Origin of the sequence: Janthinobacterium sp. EB271-G4-7A (genome assembly GCF_020858075.1) — a bacterium.
Taxonomy (GTDB): domain Bacteria; phylum Pseudomonadota; class Gammaproteobacteria; order Burkholderiales; family Burkholderiaceae_D; genus Janthinobacterium; species Janthinobacterium lividum.
The window spans coordinates 3594492-3621214 of the sequence record NZ_JACYMI010000001.1 but is presented as its reverse complement, the minus strand read 5'-3'; the positions used below and the strand labels follow the sequence as shown (position 1 = coordinate 3621214).

Sequence of the window (26723 nt, the reverse complement as noted above, 5' to 3'; positions counted from 1 at the left end):
CGCCGGGAGGTTACTGGCGCAGCAGCGACTTGCGGTAGCCGATGGCGTAGCCCAGCTTGCCCTTGTCTTCGGTCAGTTCGTCGAATGCTGCGTGGTCGATTTCGCGCAGCGCGCCAAGGTCCTCCGCGCGCTTGCCGCCGCTGACGATCTCCGCCGGTTGCAGCGCCACCATCGCCTGCGCGGCCAGCAGGATGGCGCTGGCATACGCGGCGGGATCAAGCAGATCGGCACGTTCCAGGTTGAGCGCCGGTTTGCGGCGCAGCCAGTCGGCCCAGTAGAATTCGAGGAATTCCGTGGCCTTGTCGGGCGGCTCGTAGCCGATCCCGCGCGTAAAGTAGACGAGCGAGCGGTACGGATCGTCGCCCAGGGCCTTCAGGCCGATGGCGGACGGCAGCTGCTGCGGCGTGATGGCCTGGTTGCGGCCGTTTTTCAGCCACACCTTGTTCTCTTCGCGCATGCGTGTCCAGAAGGCCGCTTCGCCCAGCGCGCTGAAATTGTCGCTGACCTTGACCCAGACCTTCAATCGATGATTGCGCCCGCCATCGGCATCCCGGAAAGTGGAAAACGTGTGGTGGCCATCGGTCAGGTACACGGTGCCGCGCGGGCCGATGACGACGCTTTTCATGTCGCCCGGACGGCTGCCCACGGCCGCCTTGCAGCGGTAGCCGGCCGGCGGCGCGGCCAGGGTGGCGCCGGCCACATTGGCCGTGCCGGGCAAGACGTCGCCCTGGCCATTGGCTTCGCACAGGTCGGCGAATTTCTTTGGCTTGGCGATGTCGGTGATGTGTTTTTCCTCGGCCGCATAGCGTCCCAGCTTGTAGTACACCTGGTCGTAGCCGATGGCCGGCTGGGTCGGATGCAGTTCATCGAGGCTTACCTGCAGGATGCGCGGCTGGGCGGCGCTGCCCACGACGGTGGCCATCAGCGCCTGCTGGCGCGCGCTCAGGACGGGGGCCGGCGCGACGGCGGCATCGCGAGCCCAGGCCATGCTGGCGAAAGACAGGGCCAGCGCGGCGGCGACCCGGGGAAATGCGGTGTGCATGCGACCTCCGAAGTGAGCGGTATGGCGTGCAGCATAGCGCGGCACGCGATTTCGCGCAGTCCGACAGGCGCATGCACTGCGCCATATCAAGATGGCTAATTAAAACCAGCGCTTAAAACCACGTTTCCACCTGCAGGCCGAACGAGGTGCCGCTGGTGGCGTTGCCGTACACGGGGCCCGATTCATTGGCCTTGTTGACGGCGGCCGTGGCGGCGTCGTTCCATTTGCCGTAGGTGACAAAGGCGCGCAGCTCGGGGCGCGACCAGTAACCTTTGCCGGCTGTCAGGGTGGGCGCGAAGGTCAGCTTGGTCAGGCGCTGCGCTGCGCCGCCCGTGGGCGAGGTCACGCGGTCCGTGCCCAGCTCGAATTGCAGCTTGAAGTTGTCGTTGACGGCATACACGGGGCGCACGCCCAGGGTGGTCCAGGTCGAACTGCCGCCCGTGGCGTCGGACTTGTCGCGCTGCACGATGGCGATCATTTCCGCGCTCCATTCCGGCGTCGGCTGTATCCACAGCGAATTGAAGATGCGCAGGCGCGTGACGTCGCTGCCGTTGCGGATCGAACCCGTCGTGCCCATGCGGTCGCAGCACTGGCCGCCGGCGCCCGTGCCCGGCCCCACGCCGTACTGGATGCCGAAGGTGTTGGCGCCGCCCCACACTTTATCCTGCTTGTGCAGCACGGTGGCCTGCCAGCCGCTGTGCGAGGTGCTGTCCTTCTTGTCGGGCGTGATGAGGGTGGTCAGCACTTCCAGCGTGCCATCCTGGTTGATGGGGATGCCCTGGTAGACGAGATTTTGCCGGATGGCCGAGTTGCCGGGCTTGTCGTTATCCTTGAAGAAGCCATAGCTGATGCGGCCCGGTCCCAGCTTGTACTGGTCGATGCCGCCGCCCGTGCCGTTCATATTGATGTATTGCAAGTCCAGCATGTGGATGTCGGGACGCATGTAGTAGCGCTTGCCGATCCAGGCCGTGCCGCCGTTGAGCATGGCGATGTTTTTCGCTTCCACGTACATCTTCGACATGCTCAGTTCCGAATCGCTGACGGCGGAGCTGGGCGTGTAGGCGGCCACCATGATATGGCCGACGAAGCTGACGCCATTGGGCGACTTGGCCATTTCCTTCTGGTATTCGAACTCGCCATAGGTGTCGCATTCGTTGCCGAGCCGGTAGCGCATGGTGTTGCCGCCCAGGCCGTAGCAACTTTGCGGGCCGCGGCTGTCCGAGCTCGAGCCGAGGCCGGCGCGGAAGTAGCCGTGGTATTCGCCTTCGGCATCGCTGGCGTGGGCGGCGCCGCTGGCCAGCAGCATAGTGCAGGCCAGGGCCAGCGAGGTCTTGATCGGGTGTTGCATGGAATCTCCTTGTCGTTATCAAAATGCGTGCTTGGGCACGTCGTACCGGATCGCTGCCGATCCAATCGGGGGACTGCCTGGGCGGAAAGCTCAGGCGGCCAAAATCTGTTTCGATGAAATCAGGTTGCCGGGTTCGCGCCGCGTGCGCGCCACGTCTTGCGCGTCGAACAGATGGAAGGCGCTGCTGGCGGCCGAGACCGTGAATGGCTGGCCCAGCGGCACGCGGTTGTTGCCGTCGCCGCGTATCACCAGTTCCTGGCCGTTGTCCAGTGCCAGGTAGATGAAGTTGGCTTCGCCCAGGTGTTCCACCAGGCTGACGACGCCCTGGAACTGGGCGCTGCCATCGCCGTTTTCCAGGATATGTTCGGCGCGCAGGCCGACCGTGACGGCATCGCCCGGCAGCAAGCCGGCCGGATCGACGAGGGCCGTGATTTCCTGGCCGCTGGCCAGCGCCACGCGCACGCCATCGTCCTGCGCGGCGATGACCTTGCCCTCGAAGAAATTCATCATCGGCGCGCCGATGAAGCCGGCCACGAAGCGGTTGGCCGGCTGCTGGTACAGCTCGAGCGGCGTGCCGGCCTGCTGGATATGGCCGCCATGCATGACGACGATCTTGTCGCCCAGGGTCATCGCCTCGACCTGGTCGTGCGTCACATACACGATGGTGGCGTTCAACTGGCGATGCAGCTTGGCAATTTCCAGCCGCGTCTGCACGCGCAGGGCCGCGTCGAGGTTGGACAGCGGCTCGTCGAACAGGAACAGCTGCGGTTCGCGCACGATGGCGCGGCCGATGGCCACGCGCTGGCGCTGGCCGCCCGACAGTTCGCGCGGCAGCCGTTCCAGCAGGTGGTCGATCTTCAGGATGGCGGCCGCGTGGCGCACGCGCTGGGCGATGGCTTCCTTGCTGGCGCCGGCGATCTTCAGGCCGAACGCCATGTTGCGGTACACGCTCATGTGCGGATACAGGGCATAGCTCTGGAAGACCATGGCGATGCCCCGTTCGGCCGGCGGCAAGTCGTTGACAACCTTGCCGCCGATGGACAAGGTGCCCTGCGAAATGCTTTCCAGGCCGCACAGCATGCGCAGCAAGGTCGATTTGCCGCAGCCGGAAGGGCCCACCAGCACGACGAATTCACCGTCGCGGATGTCGAGGTCGATGCCGGCCAGCACATTGTGGCGGCCGTCGTAGGATTTGGTCAGTTGTTGCAGGCTTACATGGGCCATGGCGCACCTATTATTTGACCGCGCCGGACGTCAGGCCGCGGATCAGTTGACGAGAGAAAATGACGTACATGATGAGCACGGGAATGACGGCCAGCGACAGCGCCGCCAGCACGGAGTTCCAGTCCGTCACGTATTGGCCGATGAATTGCTGCACGCCCAGGGTGACGGTCTTGGTGCGGTCCGATGGCGCCAGGATCAGCGGGAACCACAGGTCGTTCCAGGCGGGAATCATGGTGAACACGGCCACCGTGGCGATGGCGGGGCGGATCAGGGGCAGGATCACCTGGAAGAAGATGGCGAATTCGCCCACCCCGTCGCAGCGCGCCGCATCCTTCAGTTCGCGCGGCACCTGGCGCACGAATTCGGACAGAATCATCACGGCCAGCGGCAGGCCCTGCGCCGTGTACACGAGCACCAGCGCGCTCAGGGTGTTGATCAGGTCGAGCCGCACCACCAGTTCCAGGATGGACACCGTGCCGAGGCGGATGGGGATCATGATGCCCAGCGCCAGGTACAGGGTCAGCAGGCGGTTGCCCGTAAACGTGTATTCCGACAAGGCCCAGGCCGCCATGGCGCCGAATAGCACGATCAGCAGCAGCGACAGCAGAGTGACGAACAGGCTGTTGCCGAAGTACAGCAGGAAGTCGGAATTGGCAAGCACCTTGTGAAAGCCCACGAGCGAAAAGGTGGAGGGCGTGGGCAGGGCCAGCGGATTGTCGAAGATGGCGGCCCGCGTCTTGACCGAGTTGATCAGGATCAAGACGATGGGGAACAGGGCGATGATGGTGTAGCCGGCCAGGATCGCATGCACGGCGGCGCGGCCCAGGGGGCGGGTGGAAACGTTGCGCATGGCGGCCCTTACAGTTCGTAGCGTGTCAGCTTGCGCTGCACGAAAAAGAAATACACGCCCACGCCCACGAGGATCACGAGGAACATCATGGTGGCCACGGCGGCGCCCATGGTGGGGCTGCCCAGCTGGGCCTGATAGCCGAAGAAGGTGCGGTAAAAGAAGGTGCCGAGGATGTCGGTGGCGTAGTTCGGTCCCGCCAGCGCGCCTTTCACGGAATACACGAGATCGAAGGCGTTGAAATTGGCGACAAAGGTGAGGATGGTCACCAGTCCCAGGGTGGGCCAGATCAGCGGCAGCTTGATTTGCCAGAAGATGCGCATGGCGCTGGCCCCTTCCGCGTGGGCCGCCTCGATGATTTCCTCGGGCACGGCCAGCAGGGCCGCATAGATCAGCATCATGGGAATGCCGATATATTGCCAAACCGAAATGAGGGCGATGGTCAGCAGGGCCGTCGATTCCTGGCCCAGCCACGGCGCGAAGTAACTGCCGATGCCGACGCCATCCATCAGCGACTGGCCCACGCCCCACAGCGGCGACAGGATCAGCTGCCAGATGAAGCCGATGATGACGACGGACAGCAGGGTCGGCAGGAAGATCAGGGTGCGGTAGCTGCGTTCGCCCTTCAACCCCTTGAGGCTGAAGAGGGTGGCCAGCAGCAGGCCGATGGGATTTTGCAGCAGCATGTGAATGAGGAAGAACTTGCAGTTGTTCCACATCGCATTCCAGAAACTTTGCGACCATTGCGGGTCGAACAGGATGGTGGCGTAGTTGGCCAGGCCGGCAAAATGGTGCTGGCCGCTCTCGTCGGTCGTGTACAGGCCGAGACGCAGGGTATCGGCCAGGGGCAGGGCGCTGAACAGCGAGTAAATGACCAGCGCCGGTGCCAGGAACACGAGCACGTGCCATGGGAAAGCTTTTTTCACGGCGAAACTCCAGACGAAGAAAAGCACCGGCGGCGGGGCCGCCGGCAAAACCGTGCCACCGGCTGCCGCATCGCTTTGCTCAGGCCGGTTGCGCGGGGAGGAGGGAGGGATTTATTGCTGCTGCGGCTTGTACCACTTGGCAAAGCCGGACTGGATCTGGCGCGCCGCGTCCTTCGGCGCCAGCTTGCCGTTCAAGACCTGGGCGTTGACGTTCCACAGCTCGTTTTCCATGCTCGGTTCGCCACGGTTGAGGATTTGCGCGTTCAGGCGGATGGTCGAGGCGCAGCTGGCGCGCCAGCCGTTCATCTGCTTGGCCAGCGGGTCCTTGATGGAGATCAGATGGTTTGACAGCGAGAAGAAGCCCGTCACCTTGTTGGTGTAGATGTCGGCGAATTCCTGCGAACCGAGCCAGGCGAGGAATTTGTAGGCGTCTTCCTTGTTCTTCGACTTTTTGTTGACGCTCATGCCGATGTCCGTGTGGTCCGAGATATAGCACTTGTCGCCGGCCTTGCGCACGGGCGGGTTGAAGGCGCCCAGCTCCAGTTCCGGGTCTTGCTTGAAGTAGGCGATGTCCCAGGAGCCGGACGGGTAGATGGCGGCCTTGCCCAGCGCAAACTGGTTCTGGCTGTCGCCATAGGTTTGCGCGCTGGCCCCCTTGGACAGGTAGCTGCCCAGGCGGGCCTCGTATTCCCAGGCGGCGACGAATTGCGGGTCGGTAAATTTGGCCTTGCCGGCGATCAGCGCCTTGCGGCCTTCTTCACCCTTCCAGTAATTGGCGCCGATGCTGGTGAAGACCACCTGGTTCGCTTCCCACTGGTCGGCCGTGCCCAGCGCCAAGGGCGCATATTTGCCGCTTTTCTTGACCGTTTCCAGTACCTTGAAGAATTCCTCTTCCGTGGCGGGTGGCTGCAGTTTCAGTTCGCGGAAGATTTTTTTGTTGTACAGGAAACCATGCATGACGGAGGCGATCGGCATGCAGAAGGTGTCCTTGCCATCGTCCGTCTGCCACGCCACCTTGGCCGAGGCGGGGAAGTTATCCATGCCGGCCTTGCCGTCGAGCTTTTCCAGCTGGCCCCGCTTGTACAGGGCCAGCGAGACGTCGAACGGGCGGCAGGCCAGCAAGTCGCCTGCCGTGCCGCCGCTCAGGCGCGCGTTCAGGGTGGAATCGTATTCGGTGGGGGCCGTGGGCGAGAACTTGATCTCGATGCCAGGGTGCTTTTTCTGGAAGGCGGGAATGAGCACCGTTTCCCACAGGGTCTTGTCATCCACGCGCCAGCTTTCGATGGTCAGCGTGCCAGCTTGTGCCGTGCCGCTGGCCAGCAGCAGGGCCAGCAATGTGTTGCGCGCGGCCACGCCGCCTTTTGCATGCAGTTGCATGTCGTCTCCTTGTTGATGTTGGTCTTGTTTTACTGCCGGTTACGCTGCAGTTGGCGGACAGTAGCATCGGAGAAAATGTGACGCCAGCGCCCGGCATTGGGCCGATGTATTTTTCTTATCCTGTTGATTCAAAAGGATAATTTTCAAATGCGCAGGTGCGCTTGCTTACCTTTCCTTACCGTCATCCGCTGCCGTGGCGCGCCGCGCGGGGCGTCGGGTGGCTGGCCCGGTTTATCCTCCGCGCAAGATAGGGCAACAAAAGCTCACATTTCTTTACAAATCAAGGTACTAAATTACCAACATGCTGTTTTGTAGTTGGGCTATAGTTTGTCGCGACAAGAAAAAGGGGACAGGATTGAAGACGCCACCGCGCAGCACCGCCGACCGCCATGCCGGGGCCGCCCGCCGTCGCGGCGTGGCGGCGCTGGCGTTGCTGGCTGCCATGTTCTGCAGCGTGCCCTTGCGGGCCGAGCCGCTGCAAGTGCTGCACTGGTGGACGTCAACCGGCGAACGCCGCGCCGCCGACGTGCTGGTGGCACGCCTGGCGCAGGAAGGCGTCGAATGGCGCGACGCGGGGATTGCGGGCGGCGCCGGGGTCGGCGCGGGCAAGGTCTTGAAGAGCCGCGTGCTGGCCGGCAATTCGCCGGAAGTCATGCAGCTGATCGGCTATACCCTGGGCGAGTGGAGCGACCTGGGCTTGCTGCTGCAGCTCGACAGCGTCGCCGCCAGCAACAACTGGCGCGCGACCATGTATCCCACCGTGTGGGGATTGCTGCAAAACCGGGGCCATACGATGGGCGTGCCGGCCGGCATCCACCGCATCAATACCCTGTTTTACAACCGCAAGATATTCCAGCGCCTGGGCCTGGCCGTGCCGCGCAGCTGGAGCGACTTCGAGCGCGTGGCCGGCAAGCTGCGCCAGGCCGGCATCACGCCGCTGGCGCAAAGCAGCGAAGCGTGGCAGGTGGCGACCTTGTTTGAAACGCTGGTGCTGGCCGAATCGGGGCCCGCGTATTACCGCGCCCTGTTTGTCGACAAGAAAGCCGAAGCGTATGCCGACCCGCGCCTGCGCCACGCCTTGCAGCGGCTGAGGTCGCTGAAGCAGTGGATGGGCACGCCGCTGCGCGAACAGGGCTGGCCCGAAATGGCGCGCCAGGTGGGCGATGGCGAGGCGGCCATGTACATCATGGGCGACTGGGCGAAGGGAGAGCTGAACGCCTGGGGCCGCGCCACGGACGAAGTGTTCGGCTGCGCCGCCGCACCGGACACGGGCGACTACCACCTGTACAGCATCGATACGCTGGCCATGTTCGCGTCCGACTACACGCACCAGGGCGCGCAGGAAAAGCTGGCGCAGGTGGTCGCTTCGCTGCCCGTGCAGCTCGAATACAGCCAGGTGAAGGGCTCGATTCCCGCCTTGCGCCAGGCCGACCTGTCGCGTCTGGACAGCTGTGCACGCGCCTCGGCGCAGGCATTCGCGCGCGGCGCCGCGTTCCAGGCGCCCAGCCTCGTGCACCGCATGGCCACCGATGAAACCAGCAAGGACGCCATCATCGCCGAAGTGCACCGCTATTTCCTGGACGAGACGATCAGCGCGGCCGACGCCCAGCGCCGTATCGGCAGCATGTTGCAGGCGCTGAATAAAAAAGGACGAGACCATGTCACGCAAAATCCTGGTCGTTGACGACGATCAAAAGACCCGCATGCTGTTGAAGGCCTACCTGGAAAAGAACCAGTACGAGGTGGGCCTGGCGCACGATGGCGCCACCTTCCTGGCCGAATTCCACCGCCACGTCGACAGCCTGTCGCTGGTGATCCTCGACGTGATGCTGCCCGACACGGATGGCTTTGCCCTGTGCAAGGTAGTGCGCGCCCGCTCGAACGTGCCCATCATCATGCTGACGGCCAGCTCCGACGAGACGGACCGGGTGGTGGGGCTGGAACTGGGCGCCGACGACTACATCGCCAAGCCCTACAGCCCACGCGAATTGCTGGCGCGCATCAAGGCCATCCACCGCCGCACGGGCATCGACGCGGCCGCGCCGCCCCGCTATTACCGCTTCGTCGGTTTCACCCTCGACACGCTGGAGCGCACGGTGACGGATGCCGATGGCGAAGCGCTGCAGCTGACGGGCCTCGATTTCCAGCTGCTGCGCTACTTTGTCGAGCATCCTGGCGATATCCTCGACCGCAGCGTGCTGTGCGAGCAGACGCGGGGGCGCGACGCGGGGCCGCTCGACCGCTCGCTCGACGTGCAGGTCAGCCGGCTGCGCTTGCGCCTGAAGGACGATGGCAAGCAGCCCATGCTGATCAAGACGGTGCGCGGCGCCGGCTATGTCTTTTCGGCCGACGTGAGCAGTGCGCATGCCTGAGCGGGGCGCGCGCCGGCTGCTCGAGCGCCTGTTGCCGCCGTCGCTGCTGGGGCGCTTGTCCGTGGTGATGGTCGCCGGCGTGCTGGCCACGCAACTGGTGGGCAACCTGATCTGGGCCGCGCAGCTGCGCCGCGACTCGGCGGTGGAGGCGCGCATGGCTTCGCAGCACCTGGCCCGCAGCGCCGCCAGCACCATCCGTTTCTTCCTCAGCCTGCCGGCCAACTACCGCCCCATCCTGATCCAGCAATTTCGCGAGATGGGCGGCACGCGCTTCTTTGTCAACGTCAACCAGGGGCCGCTGGCCATCCGCGAAATCGCCCCGCACGCGCTGGCCGATACGGTGGTGGCCACAGTGGGCGCGGCGCTGAAGAACGACTTGCCGCAACTGGCCGGCTACCGCGTGGGTTTCGCCTGGCCGGGCGACCTGGTGGTGGCCGACAGCGGCGCGCACATCGGCGACTTGCCGGAAAACTGGGTGCAGCACATCTTGCTGCTGAAACCGAATCCCGCGCCCGTCCTCGTGATCCAGGCCGAGCTGGAGCCTGGCAACTGGCTGTACCTGGCGGCACTGATGCCCAACCCGTATTTCTTGCAAAGCAGTAATCCGTGGACACTGGACCGGGTATTGCTGCAAGCGTTGTCGCTGGCGGCCGTGCTGCTGCTGTCGATCCTCGTCGTACGCTGGACAACACGGCCGCTGGCCGCCTTGTCGGACGCGGCCGAAGCGTTTGGCCGTGGCGAGACGCCGCCGCCCCTGCCGCAGACGGGCAGCCGCGAGTTCGTGCAGACGGCGCGCGCCTTCAGCGGCATGCGCGAACGCATCCAGCGCTACCTGGAAGACCGCGAACGGCTGTTCGTCTCGATTTCGCACGACTTGCGCACGCCCATCACGCGCCTGAAATTGCGCACGGAGTTGCTCGACGACGATGTGCAGCGCAACGAATTCCACGATGACCTCGATGAGCTGGACATGATGGTCAAGGGCGCGCTGCAATGCGTGAAGGATAGCGATATCCATGAAAACGCCACCGAGGTGCGCCTGGACCCCTTGCTGCAGCGCATGGTGCGCGGGACCCAGCTGGCTGGCCATGAAGTGCATTACGCGGAGACGGGCCTGAGCGTGAAGGCCAAGCCCCTGGCCCTGAAGCGCGCCATCGGTAATCTGCTCGACAATGCCCTGTTTTATGGCAAGACGGCCCACCTGTCGGCGTGCCGCGAAGGCGTCAACGTGGTGATCCGCATCCGCGATGACGGCCCCGGCGTGGCCGAAGAGGCGTTCGCCAGCCTATTCCAGCCCTATGTGCGGCTGGAACATGGCCGCGAGCAAAACGCGCATGGCATGGGATTGGGGCTCGGTATCGCGCGCAGCATCATCCAGGCCCATGGCGGCGAGCTGACCCTGGCCAACCACCGCGACGGCGGCCTGGAAGCGACCATCCGCCTGCCGGCACACTGAAGTGCCGCCATGCCTGCCGCGTCAGTGCGGCGTGCCCAGCATGCGCAGGCAGGCGTCGGCCACGTCAGCGGCGAAGGCGCTGCTGTCCTGTAACTGCGCGGCGATGGCGTCGTCCGTCACGCCGTGCACGGCCGAGTAAATCATCAGGGCCGCCAGGCGCGGCTGCGGCAGGGGCCATGCGCCCGCCGCCGCGCCGCCCGCCAGGATGGCGCCGAGCTGGGCCAGGATGGCGTTCTTGTCGGCATTGTCCGCAGGGGCGATGCCGATGCTGCGCCGGTGGCTCGTGTAGACGATGTCGTGCAATTGCCAGGTGCGCAGGTAAGTGGCGACATTCGCCTGCACCCACGCGCGCAGCCGGCCTTCCCAGTCGTTGGGCATGCACAGGCTGATGGCCGCTTCCAGGCTGGCCAGGAAATGCTGCGTATAGCGTTCGGCCAGCGCCGCCAGCATCTCGTGCTTGGACGGAAAATAGTGATAGAACGTGCCTTTCGCCACGCCGGCCAGGCTGGTGATGTCGCTGACGGTGGTCGCGTCAACACCCTTGTCGAGGAACAGGCGCTCGGCGGCGGTCATCAATTCATCGAGGCGCACTTCGGCTGGTTTGGTGCGGGGGCGTGCGGGCGTGTCCGTGGCAGGGGCGGCGTCGTGCATGGCGCGGAGGAAAGTAGTCATGCGTCTAGTATAAGTGAAGCGCTGGCGCTGCCAAAGCTCACCTGTGCACACGATTGGTTTTTAATTGACCGACGGTCAGTCGATTGTTATGATGAAGGCAAACTCATACATCGGAACCACTCATGCAACGTTATCGCCGGGCGGCTCTGGTAGCCGCCGCCTACCTTGGAACCTTTCTTGCCTCGCTCGATATCAGCATCGTCAACGTGGCCTTGCCCACCTTGCAAACGGCGCTGGCGACGGATATGGCGGGCTTGCAGTGGGTGGTCAACGCCTACGCGCTGTGCCTGTCGGCCTGCATGCTGTCGGCCGGTCCGCTGGGCGATCGGCATGGGCACAAGCGCATCTGGCTGCTGGGCGTGGCGTTATTTACAGTGGGCTCGCTGCTGTGCGCGCTGGCCGCCAGCCTGCCGCTGCTGCTGGCGGGCCGGGCCGTGCAGGGCGTCGCGGGGGCCTTGCTGATCCCCGGCGCGATGCCGATATTGAGCCACGCGTTTCCCGACCCGCGCGAACGGGCGCACGTGATCGGCGGCTGGTCGGCTTTCAGCGCGCTGGCGCTGATCCTGGGGCCGCTGCTGGGCGGCATGCTGCTGGAGACCACGGGCTGGCAAAGCATCTTCCTGATCAACCTGCCGCTGGGATTGCTGGCCATGCTGCTGGGGGCCTGGGGCATCACGGAGCGCCATTACCGTGAGCAGGCGGCGCTGGACCGGACGGGGCAGGTACTCAGCATCGTCTGGCTCGGCGCGCTCACCTACGGCTTGATCGCGCTGGGCGAGGCGGGCGGACCGGGCGGCATGGCTGCCTGGCCATCGCTGGGCGTGGCGCTGCTGGCCTTCATCGCCTTCCTGGCCGTCGAAGCGCGCGCGCCGCGCCCCCTGTTGCCGCTGCGGCTGTTTCGCGACCGGCCCTTTGCGGTGATCAACCTGGCCTCGCTGGTGCTGGGGTTTGCCTGCTACAGCAGCCTGTTCTTTTTCTCGCTGTACCTGCAGCAAATCCAGGGCTGGCCGGCGGGCGCCAGCGGCTGGCGCATTTTGCCGCAGTTTGCGGCCATGGGCATCGTTTCCCTGTGCTTCGGCCGCCTCAGCCGCCACGTGTCCCTGCGGCGATTGATGCTGGCGGGCTATGTGCTGGCGGGGCTGGTGCTGCTGGCGACGGCGACCTTGGCGCCGCGGACGCCCTACGCCATCGTCGGCAGCCTGTTCGGCCTGCTGGGCCTGGCCATGGGATTGGCCGTGCCAGCCACGGGCTTGCTGGCGATGGCAGCCGTGGAAGGCGAGCGGGCCGCCATGGCATCGGCCATCATGAATGCCTTGCGCCAGACGGGGATGACCATGGGCGTGGCCGTGCTGGGCAGCGTGATGAGCTTGCGCGCCGCCACCCTGCTGGAGCGGGCGGGGCAGGTTGCCGCCCTGGCCGCCGGCTTTCAGCTGGCGATGCTGCTGGCAGGGCTGGCGTGCCTTGCCGTGGCCTTGCCGCTGTACTGCTTGCCGCCGAAGTAAGGCTCAGGCACGCAAGGCGCTGGGCACGCGTGGCGACGACATCAGGTCGCGGAACGCGGCCCAGTGTTCCGCGCGCGTCGCGCCCTGGCGCTCGACATAGGTTTTCGCCATGTCCTGGCCCAGGTTGTAATTGATGACGTACGCGCCCATGGCGTCGTAGAACTGCAGGCGCTGCGCGGATTTCTCGGCCGGGTACAGGCGCACGTTGACCAGCCATTCCAGTGCCTCTTCGCGGTTCAGGCTGCCTTCGAGGTACTGGCGCGCGATATCGTTGTCGGCATAGCTCAGTTTGGCCAGCAGCCCATTGAGTTGCGCATAGCGGGGCGCCAGCGCCGGATCGAGGCCGGCCAGCGGGTACAGCACCTGCTGTTCGAAAGCCAGCCGCTCCGCATCCGTGAAACTCAGTTCGATGCCGTAATTGGCCGTGCCTTCGGCAATCAGGGATTGCGGAGAATATAGCGGATAGATGCAGTATTCTATCCAGCCCTTGCCACGCACCAGGTCGCGCTCGAGCAGCACGTTGTAGACGTGGTGGCCCGGATACGCTTCGTGGCAGCCGAGGTCGACGGCGCGGTCTATGTACACGGGCAAGTCCGTATTGATCTGGATCACGCTCTGGTAGTTGCCCTTGTACCAGTTGTAGCCGCTCCACGGCTTGTCGGTGACGAATTCCAGCACGAAATCTTCGCCTTCGGGCAGGGCGATGTACTGCAAGGTGCGTTCGCGGCCCGCGCGGATGGCCGCATCCATGACGGCGCGTAGTTTGTCGGCGGGAATGACAAGTTGCGCGCGCAAGGCATTGACCCGGTCGCTGACCGTGCCGTCGCCAGGCAGCAGGGCATCGATCTGCGCCACCAGTTCTGCATAGTATGCGCGGCTGTGGTGGGGCGAGACGGCGTCGTACAGGCGCGCGCTTTCCGTATCGAAATCCAGGCGCGATCCCTGCAGCATGTCCGCCTTGGCCAGTACGGCTTGCAACTGCTTGCGCAGGTTGAGGGCGCGCAAGCAGGCGGCGTCGGTCAGCAGGGCCAGCGCCGCGTTTGCGCCATCCTTGATGCCGCTCAAACTCAGTTGCTGTTCTATCGCTTCTTGTTGCCATGCGGGCGGGCCGTAATACGCGTCCACATACGAGGCATCGTGCTGGCCCATGGCCAGGACCAGCTTCACGTAGCGTTCGGCCACGTCGGCAAGGGAAGGGGAGTTGCTGTCGTTATTCGTCATGGCGGCATGCTTCCTGGCGGTTGAACAGGTGCTTATTGTATAGCGCATCTGCATGCAGATGCGATGTACACACGCGACATCATTTCCCTATAACAATTAGAAAAACGCATCTTGATGTAGCTCAGTGAACCCGGCATTCGCGGCCTGTGTGCGCGGGTTTGGTAGCAAGATGGGCGGCCTACTTTTTTACATGTACACGTGATTTTCCCCTTGATCTTTCTTCGTTTATGGACGAATGTGATGTACGAGATACGGCACTACCTGACATCATCGGGCAGGGATCTGTATACGGAATGGCTGAAGCGCCAGCGCGACAATACGGCCAGGGTAGCCATCGTGCGCCGGGTACTGCGTATGATTCCCGGCAATTTTGGCGACCACAAGTTTTGCCGCGACGGTGTGTGGGAGTTGCGCATCGATGTGGGGCCTGGCTACCGCGTGTATTACGCCATCGCTGACGGGCAGATCATTTTATTATTGTGTGGCGGCGCAAGCGCGTGGAGACAAGCGCACGCAGTCGAAAGATATCGAATACGCCTGTGCCTGCTGGCATGATTGGAAGGAGAGGGAAGATGAAAGAGGACGTGAAAGAGGTTATGAGCAAACCACCAAGAGACCGCTCGCATGACGAGGCGATGGCCGAACTGTACCGCGACGATCCCGCTTTCGCCCTTGCATTGATCAACGATATCCTCGTCGATGGCGACCGCGGCGAACTGCTGGCCGTGCTACGGCAGCTGACGCGCGCCTTTGGCGGCGTGCCCGCCGTGGCGCAGGCGGCCAAGCTCAATCCTACGCAGCTGTACCGCACCTTGTCGCCCGATGGCAATCCCTCCTTGAGCACCTTGACGGCCATCCTCGATGCCATGGGCTTGCGCCTGGCCGTGGAACCCAGGCAGCCCGAGCGTCCATTTCCCGCGCCGGCTGCCTGAGTCCCAGTCTTGGGCTTAAAACTCCACGGGCCGTGCCTCGCGCATCGCCTGCGTCATGGCCAGGCCGATGCGCGTTGCTTCCGTCGCGTCGTGCAAGGTCAGCGACAAGGTGCGCCGGCCCAGTGCCGCATCCGTGAACTCCTGCGCCTCGATCAAAAAGGCGTCGGCGAAGCGGGCATAGAAGTCCGGCGTGCATTCATTGCGTACGCCATGCGCATCCGAAATTTCCACTCTGTTCAGTCGCGGATTGCTGCCCACGGCCAGGCGGCCGCCCGTGCCAAACACTTCCGTCAGGGTTTCGTGGCCGTGCGCCATGGTGCGCGAAGCCATGAAGCTGGCCATGCTGCCATCGGAAAATTCGACCGTCGCCAGGCCATTGTCCACGTCGCCGAACGCCTGCAAGCCCGTGTGGATGGCGTTGGTGCCGCTCGCATACACGCGTTTGGGCACGGGATTGCCCAGCAGCCAGCGCGCCAAGTCGATATCGTGCACGCTGCAATCGAGGAAGATGCCGCCGCTGGTGGGGGCGAAGCGCATGAAGGCGCCGCTGGGGTCGTTCTGGTCGCAGGTTTGCGAACGCACCAGATACGGCTTGCCGATCAGTCCTTGGGCGATCTTTTGCTGCGCGTCATGGTAGCTGGCATCGAAGCGGCGCACGAAGCCGATCATGATGGTCAGCTGCGGGTGGCGCGCCGCTTCCGCTTCCACCTTCAGGCAATCGGCCAGGTCCAGCGACAGCGGCTTTTCGCAAAACACGTGCTTGCCGGCGCGCAGGGCGGCGATGATCTGATCCGCATGCAGCGAGGTGGGCGTGACGAGGAAGACGGCGTCCAGGCCCGGGTGGGCCAGCAGGGCGTCGTAGTCGGCATAACCGGTGGTGATGCCGAGCGTGCTGGCTGCCCAGTCCAGTTCTGCTGGTACGGGGCTGCAGGCGGCCACGACTTCGGCATTTGGCACGCGCTGCGCCAGGTTGATGGCGTGGCGCTGGCCCAGCCGGCCCAGGCCGACGATGCCGACTTTTAATGTTGGGGATGACATGGTGTCTCCAGGTATTTTTATTATCGGTTTATAAAGTGACCACGCGCTGTTCGCGCCACGACAAGGTGGCCGCCTCGGCCAGTTCCAGTGCCTTCAAGCCATCGTGGACGGTGGTGCGCAGCGGCGTGCCGTGGGTGAGGGCGTCAAAGAAATGCGCCATTTCCTGCGCGTAGGCCACGCGATAACGTTCCAGGAAGAAGTCTTCCGGCTTGTCCACGCTGACATTCACCGAACCATAGGCCGTCACTTCCGTCGGCTTGTGGTTGCCCGCTTGCAGCATGCCGGCACTGCCCAGCACTTCGAAGCGCTGGTCGTAGCCGTAGGCGGCGCGGCGCGAGGCATTGATCTGGCACAAGCGTCCCTTGGCCGTGCGGATGGTGACGACGGCCGTGTCCAGGTCGCCCGCCTCGCCGATGGCGGGGTCGACCAGGCAGCTGCCCGTGGCGTGCACGCTGACGGCTTCATCGTCGAGTATCCAGCGGAAGATGTCGAAATCGTGGATCAGCATATCCTTGAAGATGCCGCCCGACACCTTGATGTAGCTGACGGGCGGAGGACCAGGGTCGCGGCTGGTGACGACCAGCAATTCGGGCGTGCCGATTTCGCCCGCTTCGATGCGTGTCTTGACTGCATTGAAAGTCGGGTCGTAGCGGCGCTGGAAACCCAGCATGCACAGTACCTTGGCTTCCTTGACGGCGGCGGCGCAGGCGCGCGCACGGTCGATGGTCAGGTCGACGGGTTTTTCGCAAAAGATGGCCTTGCCGGCGGCGGCCGAACGCAGGATCAGGTCCGCATGCGTGTCCGTGCTGGAAGCGATGACGACGGCCTTGATGGCGGGGTCGGCCAAGGCAGCCTCGACAGTCGCGCTGCTGCCGCCATGCAGTCCGGCCAGCGCGGCGGCCGCTTCCTGGTTGACGTCGACCACGTACTTGAACTGCACGCCGGGTTGGGCAGCCAGGTTGGCCGCGTGGATTTTGCCGATGCGTCCGGCGCCGAACAACGCTACTTCAATCATCATGTTCTCCTGGGGTGTGGATTTCTTCGATGTCGAGCTCTAATTTGTATGCCAGCGCGATGAACAGCGCCTGGCACAGGCAGATGGTGCTGGTCAGCGAACGGAAGGCGAAGGCACTGCCCTCGGTGACGGTGAGCAGCGCGTCGGCGGCCCGCGCGAGCGGGGCCAGTTTGCTGTCGGTAATCACGAGGACCTTGGCGCCCTTGTCTTGCGCCGCCTTGATGCACTGCTGGGTTTCCTTGCCGTAAGGCGAGAAACTGATGGCGATCGCCACATCGCGTTCGCGCACACTGCGCATCTGTTCGCGGTGCATGCCGCCCAGTCCGCTGATCAGGTGGACGCGCTTGTCCGTGTGTTCCAGTGCGTAGGCGATGTAGGAGGCGATCGGAAAGGACCGGCGCACGCCGATCACATAGATATTTTCCGCTTTCAGCAGCAGGTTGACGGCCGCTTCCAGCTGCGCGTCGTCGAGGCCGGCCGCCAAGTCATCGAGGCCGGCGCGGCTGGCGCCGACGAATTCGCGCGTCAGGTCGCCTGCGCTGAGGGCGGCGTCGCGCGTGGAAATGAGCTTGCGGATGCGCTGCTGGTAGTCGGGCGTGGCGCCGGCCTGGTCCGTGTATGCCTGGCGGAACACATCCTGCATTTCACTGAAACCCGTGTAGCCGAAGCGCTGCGCGAAACGCACGATGGCGGATGGCTGCACGTCGCAGGCGGCAGCGATATCGCTGATGCGCTCGAGCATCAGGCTGGCCCGGTGCTTTTCAATGTATTGGGCGATGACTTTCAGCTGGCGCGACAGGTTGTCGTACTCGGCGGCAATGTGCTGCATCAATTGTTCGATGGGGGCGGTGGCTGCCATGGTGTTTTCCTCTGTATGCTTGCTGGGCCGTAGGATTGCTGCGGCTGGTTCTGGCGAGAATTATAGGAGGGAAATCCAAAAATAGAAATGAATTTCTATTTAAATTTATTTTGAAAATTTTATTGCATTTGTCTTTTTTGTGGCCTAAGCTGTGCGCAGTGCATCGGTTCGTGTGCCGCAAGGCCAGCCCGGTGACACCCTTCATAAAAGCTCGCAACTATAAAAATTAATCCGTCTAGGAGACATTCATGCATAGCAATAAAAGCAAGGGTTTGATGAAGTGCCTGGCCATCGCCAGCCTGGGCCTGAGCCTGGGTTTGAGCACGGGCGCCAGCCATGCTGCCGGCGAGAAATTCGTCATGGTCAGCCACGCGCCGGACTCCGATTCCTGGTGGAACACCATCAAGAACGCCATCAAGCAAGCCGGTGAAGACTTCAACGTGTCCGTCGACTACCGCAATCCGCCGAATGGCGACCTGGCCGACATGGCGCGCCTGATCGAGCAGTCGGCCGCGCGCAATTACGATGGCTTGATCGCCGATATCGCCGACTTCAGCGTGCTGCAAAAACCGCTGGGTACGGTAGTGGCCAAGAAAATCATGCTCGTGACCATCAATTCGGGCACCATCGCGCAAAGCGAGCAGCTGAAAGCCATCATGCACGTGGGCCAGCCCGAATATGACGCGGGCCTGGGCGCCGGCAAGCGCGCCAAGGAGGCGGGCATCAAGTCGTTCGTGTGCGTGAATCACTATGCGATGAATGCCTCGTCGTTCGAACGCTGCCGCGGTTTTGCCGATGCGCTCGGCGTCGACTTCAAATCGTCCACGCTCGACACCAATGGCGTCGACCCTGGCGTGATCGAAAGCAAGGTCAGCGCCTATCTGCGCAGCAATCCGAAGACCCAGGCCGTGCTGGCGCTGGGACCGGATTCGGCGCCGGCCGCCATGCGCGCCGTCGAGAAGCTGGGCTTGAAAGGCAAGATGTATTTCGCCAGCTTTGACTTGTCGGAAGAAATCGCCAAGGGCATCAAGGATGGCAGCATCCAGTTCGCGATCGACCAGCAGCCCTACCTGCAAGGTTACATTCCTGTCGCCGTGATGGCCATCATGAAACAGCAAAAGATCACTGACCTGGCCAAGGTCAAGGAAATCCTGATCGCCAATCCGAAATACCAGGCGCGCCTGGCGGAATACGGCCTGACGCCCATCTACGGCCCACGCCACATCAGCTCAGGCCCCGGTTTCGTGACCAAGGAAAATATCTCCAAGGTCGAAAAATACGCCGGCCAATACCGCTAATCCACACAGTCGCCACCGGGAGTTGCCCAGCGCCGCACCGCCTCCCGCGGGCGGCGCATGGGAGGAACACGCCTGGCGCCAGCGATGCTGGCAGGAAAGTAATTGGAATTGGTAACAAGTATCACTGAAAGGACATCGTATGACTGCGCTCAAATCCAGCCTGGCTAGCCCCGGCAAGTATCCTCCTCCGCCTCCGGGCGCCTCCAGCAAGCCAGTTGCCGCCGCCGACGAGCGCGTGGGCACGACCAGCTGGGTCAAACGGTTTTTTGGCCGCCCCGAATTCGCCTCGATTTCCGGCGCGGTGCTCGTGTTTGCCTTCTTCGTTATCACGGCCGGCGATTCCGGCATGTTCAATCTCGATGGCGTCGTCAACTGGATGCAAGTGGCATCCTACCTGGGCATCATCGCCATCGGCGCCTGTCTGTTGATGATCGCCGGTGAATTCGACCTGTCGATCGGTTCCATGATCGGCTTTGCCGGCATGATGATCGCCATTCCGACGATCTATTTCCACTGGCCATTGTGGGCCGCCATCCTGTTCGCCTTTGCCGGTTCCATGGCGCTGGGCTGGCTCAACGGCTACATCGTCATCAAGACGCGCTTGCCATCGTTCATCGTTACCCTGGCGTTCCTGTTCATCCTGCGCGGCCTGACGCTGGCCCTGTCGATCATGTTTGCCAACCGCACCATCGTCAGCGGCGTGGGCGACCTGGCGGCGCAGGACTGGCTGGCCAGCCTGCTGTTCCACGGCAATGTGGCGACGGGCCTGTTCCAGTGGATGGGCGCGCATGGCTGGATCGCCGTGCTCGACGACGGCTCGCCGCTGGTGAAAGGCATTCCGAAAGTCATCGCCTGGTGGCTGGTGCTGGCTGCCGGCGCGGCATTCGTGTTGTCGCGTACCCGCTTCGGCAACTGGATGTTTGCCGTGGGCGGCGACGCCAACGCGGCCAAGAACGTGGGCGTGCCGGTGCGCAAGGTCAAGATCTCGCTGTTCGTCTTCACGGCCTTCTGTGCCTGCCTGTTTGCCACCTTGCAAGTATGCGACGTGGGTTCGGCCGCCGCCGACCGCGGCATGCAAAAGGAATTTGAAGCCATCATCGCGGCCGTGATCGGTGGCGCCTTGCTGACGGGCGGCTACGGTTCCGTCGTCGGCGCCTGCTTCGGCGCGCTGATCTTCGGCGTGGTGCAGATCGGCATCACTTATACCAACATCAATTCGGACTGGTTCCGCGTGTTCCTCGGCGTGATGCTGCTGATCGCGGTGCTGTTCAATAACTTTGTACGCTCACGCGTCACGGAAGCGAGATAAATCATGAGCGAGCATATTCTTGCCCTGGAAAACGTCAGCAAGCGTTTCGGCTCCGTGCTGGCCCTGCAAAACATCACCATGCGCTTGCGCGAGGGGGAGGTTCATTGTTTGCTGGGCGACAACGGCGCCGGCAAGTCGACTTTGATCAAGACCCTGGCCGGTGTGCACAAACCGACCGATGGCCAATACCTGGTCGATGGCAAGCCCGTCGTCTTCAATTCGCCCAGTGAAGCGCTGGACATGGGCGTGGCCACCGTCTACCAGGACCTGGCGCTGGTGCCGCTGCTGTCCGTGGCGCGCAATTTCTTCATGGGCCGCGAGCCGATGAAAAAGCTGCTGGGTCTGGTGCCCGTGATGGATATCGACTATGCGGCCGAGACGGCGCGCGACAAGCTGGCCGAGATGGGCATCATGGTGCGCGACCCGCACCAGGCCATCGGCACGATGTCGGGCGGCGAAAAGCAGTGCCTGGCCATCGCCCGCGCCATCCATTTCGGCGCCCGCGTGCTGATCCTCGACGAGCCGACGGCCGCCCTGGGCGTCAAGCAATCGTTCAATGTATTGAAACTGATTTACAAGGCGCGCGAGCGGGGCATTTCCGTGATCTTTATTACGCATAATGTGCACCATGCGTATCCGGTCGGCGACTCGTTCACTTTATTGAACCGGGGCAAGTCGCTGGGCACCTTCACCAAGGATACGGTGACCAAGGATGCCTTGCTGGACATGATGGCGGGCGGTGCGGAAATGCAAACGCTGATGAGTGAACTCGACGGTGTCACGATTTAAGGATAGCCATGAATAATTCCACACAATTTGCCCAGGGGCGAGCGCTGGACGTGATCTGCCTGGGCCGCCTGGCGGTGGACCTGTACGCGCAGCAGATCGGCAGCACCCTGGAAGACGCGACCAGCTTTGCCAAATACCTGGGCGGCTCGTCGGCGAACATCGCCTTCGGCACGGCGCGCCTGGGCTTGAAGTCCGCCATGCTGTCGAAGGTGGGCGACGATCACATGGGGCGTTTCCTCACCGACACCTTGTCGAAAGAGGGTTGCGATGTCAGCCATGTGGGCATCGACCGCGACCGCCTGACGGCCCTGGTGATGCTGGGCATCAAGGATAAAAACACGTTTCCGCTGATTTTCTACCGTGAAAATTGCGCCGACATGGCCATCGAAGCATCTTCGGTGGATGCGGCCTTCATTGGCTCGAGCAAGGCGCTGTTGATCACTGGCACGCATTTCTCCACGGCCGCCATGCACGCCGTCAGCACGCAGGCCCTTACATTGGCCCGCGCCAGCAACGTGCGCACCGTGCTCGACATCGATTACCGGCCCGTGCTGTGGGGCTTGTCGGGCAAGGCGGACGGCGAAACGCGTTTTGTTTCGAACGAAGGCGTCACCAAACATCTGCAAAGCATCTTGCCGCAGTTCGACTTGATCGTCGGCACGGAAGAGGAATTCATGATCGCCGGTGGCGGCGCCGACATCATGGCGTCCCTGCGCGCCGTGCGGTCCGCCACCCTGGCGACCCTCGTCGTCAAGCGCGGGCCGCTGGGCAGCGCCGTCATCGACAATGTGGTGCCGCACAGCCTCGATGACGCGTATAACTACCGTGGCGTGCGCGTGGAAGTATTGAACGTGCTGGGCGCGGGCGACGCGTTTCTCTCGGGCTTTCTGAAAGGCTGGCTGCGCGGCGAGGATTACGAAGCGTGCTGCCGCTACGCGAATGGCTGCGGCGCCTTGGTCGTGTCGCGCCACGGTTGCGCGCCGGCCATGCCTTCGCCCGTCGAGCTCGACTATTTCCTGGCCAACGCGGCCAGACTGACGCAGCCGGACCAGGACGCGACCTTGTCCCGTCTGCACCGCACGACGGTAGCGCGCAAGGAGTGGAATGAGCTGTGCGTGTTTGCCTTTGACCACCGCACGCAATTCTTTGAGCTGGCGCAACAGACGGGTGCACCCGAGTCCGCCATTGCGGCCCTGAAGCAATTGATGGTGCAAGCCGTGGCGCAGACGGAAACGGCCTTGCAGCTGGCCGGCAAGACTGGCGTGCTGATCGATGGCCGCTATGGCGTCGATGCCCTCAATGATGCGACGGGACGTGGCTGGTGGATCGGCCGTCCCGTGGAATTGCCGGGATCAAACCCGCTGCAATTCGACTGGGGCCGTTCCATCGGCTCGCACCTGCTCAGCTGGCCCAAGGAGCACGTGATCAAGTGCCTGGTGCAGCTGCACCCGGACGATGCTGTGGAAAACCGCCTGGAACAGGAAGCGCAGATCAAGGCCCTGTACGACGCGGCGCAAGTGAGCGGTCACGAACTGTTGCTGGAAGTGATACCGTCGGAAGCCTTGCCGCACGGCGACGACACGGTTTTGCGTGCCGTCAAGCGCCTGTACAACCTGGGTATTTACCCGGAATGGTGGAAGCTGGAAAGTATGTCTGCCCAACAATGGCAAGCCATCGATGCCCTCGTGCATGAGCGCGATCCGTATTGCCGTGGCGTCGTCCTGCTGGGTTTGAACGCGCCGATTGCCGCGCTGGCCGACAGTTTTGAGCAAGCCAGTGCCAGCACGACGTGCCGCGGCTTCATGGTGGGCCGCACCATCTTCCAGGAACCGAGCCGCCGCTGGCTGGCGGGTGAACTCGACGATGCGGGCCTGATCGCTGCAGTGCGCGCCAACTTCGAGCAGCTCATCGCCCTGTGGCAGCGTACGCGCAACCGCCTGGAGCGTGCAGCATGAGCGCCACGATCAGATTGACCATGGCGCAGGCGCTGGTGCGCTATCTGGCCGCCTTGCGGGTGGAAGGGGGCGAACCTTTGTTCGGCGGCGCCTTCGCCATCTTTGGCCACGGCAACGTGGCGGGATTGGGCGAGGCGCTGTACCAGTACCGTGACAGTTTCCCGACTTATCGCGCCCACAACGAGCAGGCGATGGCGCACGCGGCCATCGCTTACGCAAAAGCGCACATGCGCCGGCGCATGATGGCGGTGACCAGTTCCATCGGTCCCGGCGCCACCAACTTGCTGACGGCCGCCGCCCTGGCGCACGTGAATCGCTTGCCCGTGCTCTTGCTGCCCGGCGACGTATTCGTCTCGCGCGCACCCGATCCCGTGCTGCAGCAGCTGGAAGATGCCTCGGACGGCAGTGTCTCGGTGAATGATGCCTTCAAACCTTTATCGCGTTATTTCGACCGCATCGTCTATCCGGAGCAATTGCTCACCGCCTTGCCGCGTGCCATCGCCGCCTTGACGGACCCGGCCGCCTGCGGCCCCGTCACTTTATCTTTGCCGCAAGACGTGCAAACGATGGCGTATGACTATCCTGCCAGCTTTTTCGAACCGAGAGTCGTGCGTTTCCGCGCCTTGCCGCCTGTCGAGCAGGAGTTGGAAGAAGCGGTGTCGCTGTTGAAAAACGCCAAGCAGCCGCTGATCGTGGCTGGCGGCGGCGTGCTGTACGGCCAGGCCAGCGCCGCCTTGCAGGCGTTTGCCGAGCGCCATGGCATTCCCGTGGCGGAAACCCAGGCGGGCAAGAGCGCCTTGCCGTGGGATCATCCGCTGCAGCTGGGCGCCATCGGCGTGACGGGCTCGCCTGCCGCTAACGCGCTGGCGGCGGATGCGGACGTGGTGCTGGCCATCGGCACGCGCCTGCAGGATTTCACCACCGGCTCGAATTCCCTGTTTGCGCAGGCGCAACTGGTCAGCTTGAACGTCAACAGTTTTGACGTACTGAAACGTCGCGGCCTGGGCTTGCAGGCGGACGCGACGCTGGGCTTGCAAGGCCTGTCGCGGCTGCTTGGCAGCTGGAACAGCGCAGGGCAATGGATGGACCGCGCGCAGCAGGCGGGCAACGCCTGGCGCGCGACGGTGGCTGCCATCACCGGCAAGCGCGAGGTGGCCGGCTTGCCGTACGACGGCGAAGTCATCGGCGCCGTGCAGCGTTCCGCTCCCGATTCCACCAGCCGCGACATCGTCGTTTGCGCGGCGGGGACTCTGCCGGCCGAACTGCACAAGCTGTGGCGCACGTCGACGCCAGGCGGCTACCACATGGAATACGGCTATTCGTGCATGGGCTATGAAATCGCCGGCGGCCTCGGCGTCAAGATGGCAAAACCGGCAGCGGAGGTCATCGTCATGGTGGGCGACGGCAGTTATCTGATGATGAATTCGGAAATTGCCACTTCCGTCATGCTCGATAAAAAACTCATCATCGTCGTGCTCGACAACCGGGGCTATGGCTGCATCAACCGCCTGCAGCAGGCGTGCGGCAATGCTTCGTTCAACAATATGTTGCCCGATAGCGCGCCGCATATCGACTTTGCCCTGCATGCGCAATCGCTGGGCGCGCTGTCCGAACATGTGGGCTCGATTGCCGAACTGGAACAGGCGATGCTGCGCGCCCGCGCCGCTACGCGTACCTATCTGATCTGCATCGATACGGACGACACGCGCACGACCGAAGAGGGTGGTTGCTGGTGGGAAGTGGCCGTGCCCGAGGTCTCCACCCAGCCCGGCGTGCAGCTTGCGCGCGCCCATTATGAACTTGACCGCCAAGGACAACAAAAATGAACGCACCGACATGGAATGTGAAGATCGGCATCAACCCGATCTCGTGGATGAACGACGATTTGCCGTCGCTGGGGGGAGAAACCCCGCTGGAAACGGCCCTCAAGGAAGGCGCCGAGATCGGCTACGTGGGCTTTGAGCTGGGCAACAAGTTTCCGAAAGACGCCCCGTCCCTGAACGCCGTGCTGGGCAAGTATGGCCTGGCGTGTGTCTCCGGCTGGTATTCGGGGCGCCTGGCGCACCGCTCTGTCGAGGAAGAGATCGCCGCAGTGGCATCGCATCTGCGTTTGCTGGCGGACAGCGGCGCCACCGTGATGGTCTACGGCGAAGTGGCCGACGCCATCCAGGGCGAAGCGCGCGCCCTGTATAAGCGCCCCCGTTTCCAGTCGCAGCAGCAATGGCAGGAATATGCAAACAAATTGACGGCCTTTGCCGCCCACCTGCTGGCGCATGGAGTACGCCTGGCCTATCACCATCACATGGGCGCTTACGTGGAAACGCCGGCCGATGTGGACCAATTGATGGCCTTGACGGGACCCGAGGTCGGCTTGCTGTTCGACACGGGCCACATCACCTTTGCCGGCGGCGATGCGCTGGCAGTGCTGAATAAACATATCGATCGCATTTGCCACGTGCATTGCAAGGACGTGCGCCCCAACGTGGTGAAACTGGCCCGCAATGGCCACTGGAGTTTCCTGCAGGCCGTCATCAATGGCGCCTTCAGCGTGCCGGGCGACGGCAGCATCGACTTCCCGGCCATCCTGACGCGGCTGTATCTGCACGGCTACGAAGGCTGGCTGGTGGTGGAAGCGGAGCAAGACCCGGCCGTCGCGCCCAGCTACGAATACGCGAAGATGGGCCACGATTACCTGGCACGCCTGGTCGATGCGATTCCCCGCCTGGGCCGGGAGGCGGCATGAGCCCGCTGCTGGTGAAGGCCCGGCCGGGTTCCGCCATCGTCGAGGTGACACCCGAGTCGGCCGGCTGGACACATGTGGGCTTTGCCGCGCACCGGCTTCAAGCGGGCGAGTCATTGAACCTGGAGACAGGCAGCCGCGAACTGTGCATCGTCGTGCTGACGGGCACGGTCACCGTCAACGCGGACGGGCAGGAATGGCGCGAGATCGGCAAGCGCCAAAGCGTCTTCGAGGACCGCTCGCCGTATGCCGTGTATGTCCCATTGGAAACCAAGGTCAGCATCACGGCGGTGAGCAACGCGGAAGTGGCCCTGTGCAGCGCACCGGCCACGACCCAGCGTCCGGCACGCCTGATCGAGCCATCGTCCATGACGCGCTCCGTGCGCGGCAAGGGTGCCAACACGCGTTATGTGTGCGACATCCTGCCGCAGACGGCCGAGGCCGACGGCTTGCTGGTGGTGGAGGTGGTGACGCCATCCGGCCATTCGTCGAGCTATCCGCCGCATAAACACGACAGCGACAATGTACCGCTGGAAAGTTCGCTCGAGGAAACCTATTACCACCGCCTGAACCCGGAACAGGGCTTTGCCTTCCAGCGGGTCTACACGGATGACCGTTCCATCGATGAAGCCATGGCCGTGGAAAACCACGACGTGGTGATGGTGCCCAGGGGCTACCACCCTGTGACCGTGCCGTATGGCTACGATGGGTATTACCTGAACGTGATGGCCGGCCCGAAACGCGTGTGGCACTTTAAAAATGATCCGGCCCATGAGTGGCTGATGAATAGCAAATAAAGGA

24 protein-coding genes are annotated in these 26723 nt (G+C 63.4%); 13 read left to right on the top strand and 11 right to left on the bottom strand.

All coding sequences use genetic code 11. The annotated features are described in order from the left end of the window. Window positions 1-10: 10 nt before the first annotated feature. The 6 genes from IGS58_RS16240 to IGS58_RS16215 all read right to left on the bottom strand — a co-directional run bounded on the left by IGS58_RS16240 (window position 11) and on the right by IGS58_RS16215 (window position 6764). Window positions 11-1042 carry a ParB/Srx family N-terminal domain-containing protein gene (locus tag IGS58_RS16240; protein ID WP_230522034.1) on the bottom strand — a complete coding sequence of 344 codons (1032 nt, stop codon included), beginning with the start codon at window positions 1040-1042 and terminating at the stop codon, window positions 11-13. 112 nt (window positions 1043-1154) lie between these two features. Further along, window positions 1155-2390 (bottom strand): maltoporin, encoded by a 1236-nt coding sequence (locus IGS58_RS16235; protein ID WP_230522033.1) that lies wholly within the window; start codon window positions 2388-2390, stop codon window positions 1155-1157. A 90-nt stretch (window positions 2391-2480) separates the two neighbouring features. After that, entirely contained in the window at window positions 2481-3614 is a 1134-nt protein-coding gene (locus IGS58_RS16230) for an ABC transporter ATP-binding protein (RefSeq protein ID WP_230522032.1), read from the bottom strand. A 10-nt stretch (window positions 3615-3624) separates the two neighbouring features. Beyond that, window positions 3625-4464: a carbohydrate ABC transporter permease gene (locus tag IGS58_RS16225; protein ID WP_230522031.1), complete on the bottom strand. Its 840-nt coding sequence runs from the start codon at window positions 4462-4464 to the stop codon at window positions 3625-3627. An 8-nt stretch (window positions 4465-4472) separates the two neighbouring features. Further along, the gene (locus tag IGS58_RS16220; protein ID WP_034758088.1) at window positions 4473-5387 is read right to left on the bottom strand and encodes a carbohydrate ABC transporter permease; all 915 of its coding nucleotides are present in this window, start codon (window positions 5385-5387) and stop codon (window positions 4473-4475) included. A 111-nt stretch (window positions 5388-5498) separates the two neighbouring features. Beyond that, on the bottom strand, window positions 5499-6764 hold the full coding sequence (locus IGS58_RS16215; protein ID WP_034777923.1) for an ABC transporter substrate-binding protein: 1266 nt from the start codon (window positions 6762-6764) through the stop codon (window positions 5499-5501). A gap of 355 nt (window positions 6765-7119) precedes the next feature. Between IGS58_RS16215 and IGS58_RS16210 the strand changes: the two genes are divergently transcribed. Genes IGS58_RS16210 through IGS58_RS16200 form a run of 3 tightly spaced genes read left to right on the top strand, consistent with a single transcriptional unit; the run spans window position 7120 to window position 10592 of the window. Next, window positions 7120-8448 (top strand): ABC transporter substrate-binding protein, encoded by a 1329-nt coding sequence (locus IGS58_RS16210; protein ID WP_230522030.1) that lies wholly within the window; start codon window positions 7120-7122, stop codon window positions 8446-8448. After that, window positions 8423-9136 (top strand): response regulator, encoded by a 714-nt coding sequence (locus IGS58_RS16205; RefSeq protein WP_034777921.1) that lies wholly within the window; start codon window positions 8423-8425, stop codon window positions 9134-9136. The genes IGS58_RS16210 and IGS58_RS16205 overlap by 26 nt, the downstream gene beginning before the upstream one ends. Continuing rightward, on the top strand, window positions 9129-10592 hold the full coding sequence (locus IGS58_RS16200) for an ATP-binding protein (RefSeq protein WP_230522029.1): 1464 nt from the start codon (window positions 9129-9131) through the stop codon (window positions 10590-10592). The genes IGS58_RS16205 and IGS58_RS16200 overlap by 8 nt, the downstream gene beginning before the upstream one ends. Before the next feature lie 21 nt (window positions 10593-10613). Here the strand turns inward: IGS58_RS16200 and IGS58_RS16195 are convergent, their stop codons facing one another. Further along, window positions 10614-11264 carry a TetR/AcrR family transcriptional regulator gene (locus IGS58_RS16195; RefSeq protein WP_230522028.1) on the bottom strand — a complete coding sequence of 217 codons (651 nt, stop codon included), beginning with the start codon at window positions 11262-11264 and terminating at the stop codon, window positions 10614-10616. A 122-nt stretch (window positions 11265-11386) separates the two neighbouring features. Between IGS58_RS16195 and IGS58_RS16190 the strand changes: the two genes are divergently transcribed. Next, on the top strand, window positions 11387-12766 hold the full coding sequence (locus IGS58_RS16190) for an MFS transporter (RefSeq protein WP_230522027.1): 1380 nt from the start codon (window positions 11387-11389) through the stop codon (window positions 12764-12766). Between the two features lie 3 nt (window positions 12767-12769). Here IGS58_RS16190 and IGS58_RS16185 read toward each other — a convergent pair whose 3' ends face one another. After that, a complete protein-coding gene (locus IGS58_RS16185) occupies window positions 12770-13987 on the bottom strand; it encodes a hypothetical protein (protein ID WP_230522026.1) in 1218 nt (405 codons plus the stop codon). 240 nt (window positions 13988-14227) lie between these two features. Here IGS58_RS16185 and IGS58_RS16180 point away from each other — a divergent pair, with 240 nt between their 5' ends. Together IGS58_RS16180 and IGS58_RS16175 are read left to right on the top strand one after the other, a co-directional pair. Further along, window positions 14228-14542, top strand: a complete 315-nt coding sequence (locus IGS58_RS16180; RefSeq protein ID WP_442908367.1) for a type II toxin-antitoxin system RelE/ParE family toxin — start codon at window positions 14228-14230, stop codon at window positions 14540-14542. 41 nt (window positions 14543-14583) lie between these two features. Then, window positions 14584-14919, top strand: coding sequence for a helix-turn-helix domain-containing transcriptional regulator (locus tag IGS58_RS16175; RefSeq protein WP_099387406.1), 336 nt, complete (start codon window positions 14584-14586; stop codon window positions 14917-14919). A gap of 15 nt (window positions 14920-14934) precedes the next feature. Here IGS58_RS16175 and IGS58_RS16170 read toward each other — a convergent pair whose 3' ends face one another. From IGS58_RS16170 to IGS58_RS16160, 3 genes are read right to left on the bottom strand one after another with little or no spacing between them, the layout of a single operon-like run. Further along, window positions 14935-15957 carry a Gfo/Idh/MocA family oxidoreductase gene (locus IGS58_RS16170; protein WP_035817889.1) on the bottom strand — a complete coding sequence of 341 codons (1023 nt, stop codon included), beginning with the start codon at window positions 15955-15957 and terminating at the stop codon, window positions 14935-14937. Window positions 15958-15985: 28 nt separating this feature from the next. After that, window positions 15986-16972, bottom strand: coding sequence for an inositol 2-dehydrogenase (gene iolG / locus IGS58_RS16165; RefSeq protein WP_081345411.1), 987 nt, complete (start codon window positions 16970-16972; stop codon window positions 15986-15988). Further along, the gene (locus tag IGS58_RS16160) at window positions 16965-17831 is read right to left on the bottom strand and encodes a MurR/RpiR family transcriptional regulator (RefSeq protein ID WP_034757651.1); all 867 of its coding nucleotides are present in this window, start codon (window positions 17829-17831) and stop codon (window positions 16965-16967) included. The genes iolG and IGS58_RS16160 overlap by 8 nt, the downstream gene beginning before the upstream one ends. 248 nt (window positions 17832-18079) lie before the next feature. On the opposite strand from IGS58_RS16160, the gene IGS58_RS16155 reads away from it, so the two are divergent. The 7 genes from IGS58_RS16155 (at window position 18080) to iolB (ending at window position 26719) form a co-directional block, all read left to right on the top strand. Beyond that, window positions 18080-19129 (top strand): sugar ABC transporter substrate-binding protein, encoded by a 1050-nt coding sequence (locus IGS58_RS16155; RefSeq protein ID WP_034757655.1) that lies wholly within the window; start codon window positions 18080-18082, stop codon window positions 19127-19129. Window positions 19130-19268: 139 nt separating this feature from the next. Next, window positions 19269-20438, top strand: coding sequence for an ABC transporter permease (locus IGS58_RS16150; protein WP_034777904.1), 1170 nt, complete (start codon window positions 19269-19271; stop codon window positions 20436-20438). Between the two features lie 3 nt (window positions 20439-20441). Beyond that, complete coding sequence (locus tag IGS58_RS16145; protein WP_176383050.1) at window positions 20442-21227, top strand: ATP-binding cassette domain-containing protein; 786 nt, start codon at window positions 20442-20444, stop codon at window positions 21225-21227. 8 nt (window positions 21228-21235) lie between these two features. Next, complete coding sequence (locus IGS58_RS16140) at window positions 21236-23182, top strand: bifunctional 5-dehydro-2-deoxygluconokinase/5-dehydro-2-deoxyphosphogluconate aldolase (RefSeq protein ID WP_070253655.1); 1947 nt, start codon at window positions 21236-21238, stop codon at window positions 23180-23182. Beyond that, window positions 23179-25008 carry a 3D-(3,5/4)-trihydroxycyclohexane-1,2-dione acylhydrolase (decyclizing) gene (iolD, locus tag IGS58_RS16135; RefSeq protein WP_230522025.1) on the top strand — a complete coding sequence of 610 codons (1830 nt, stop codon included), beginning with the start codon at window positions 23179-23181 and terminating at the stop codon, window positions 25006-25008. Before IGS58_RS16140 ends, iolD begins: the two co-directional genes overlap by 4 nt. Then, on the top strand, window positions 25005-25925 hold the full coding sequence (iolE, locus tag IGS58_RS16130; RefSeq protein ID WP_070253653.1) for a myo-inosose-2 dehydratase: 921 nt from the start codon (window positions 25005-25007) through the stop codon (window positions 25923-25925). The genes iolD and iolE overlap by 4 nt, the downstream gene beginning before the upstream one ends. Beyond that, window positions 25922-26719 (top strand): 5-deoxy-glucuronate isomerase, encoded by a 798-nt coding sequence (gene iolB, locus IGS58_RS16125; RefSeq protein ID WP_230522024.1) that lies wholly within the window; start codon window positions 25922-25924, stop codon window positions 26717-26719. Before iolE ends, iolB begins: the two co-directional genes overlap by 4 nt. Window positions 26720-26723: the final 4 nt, after the last annotated feature.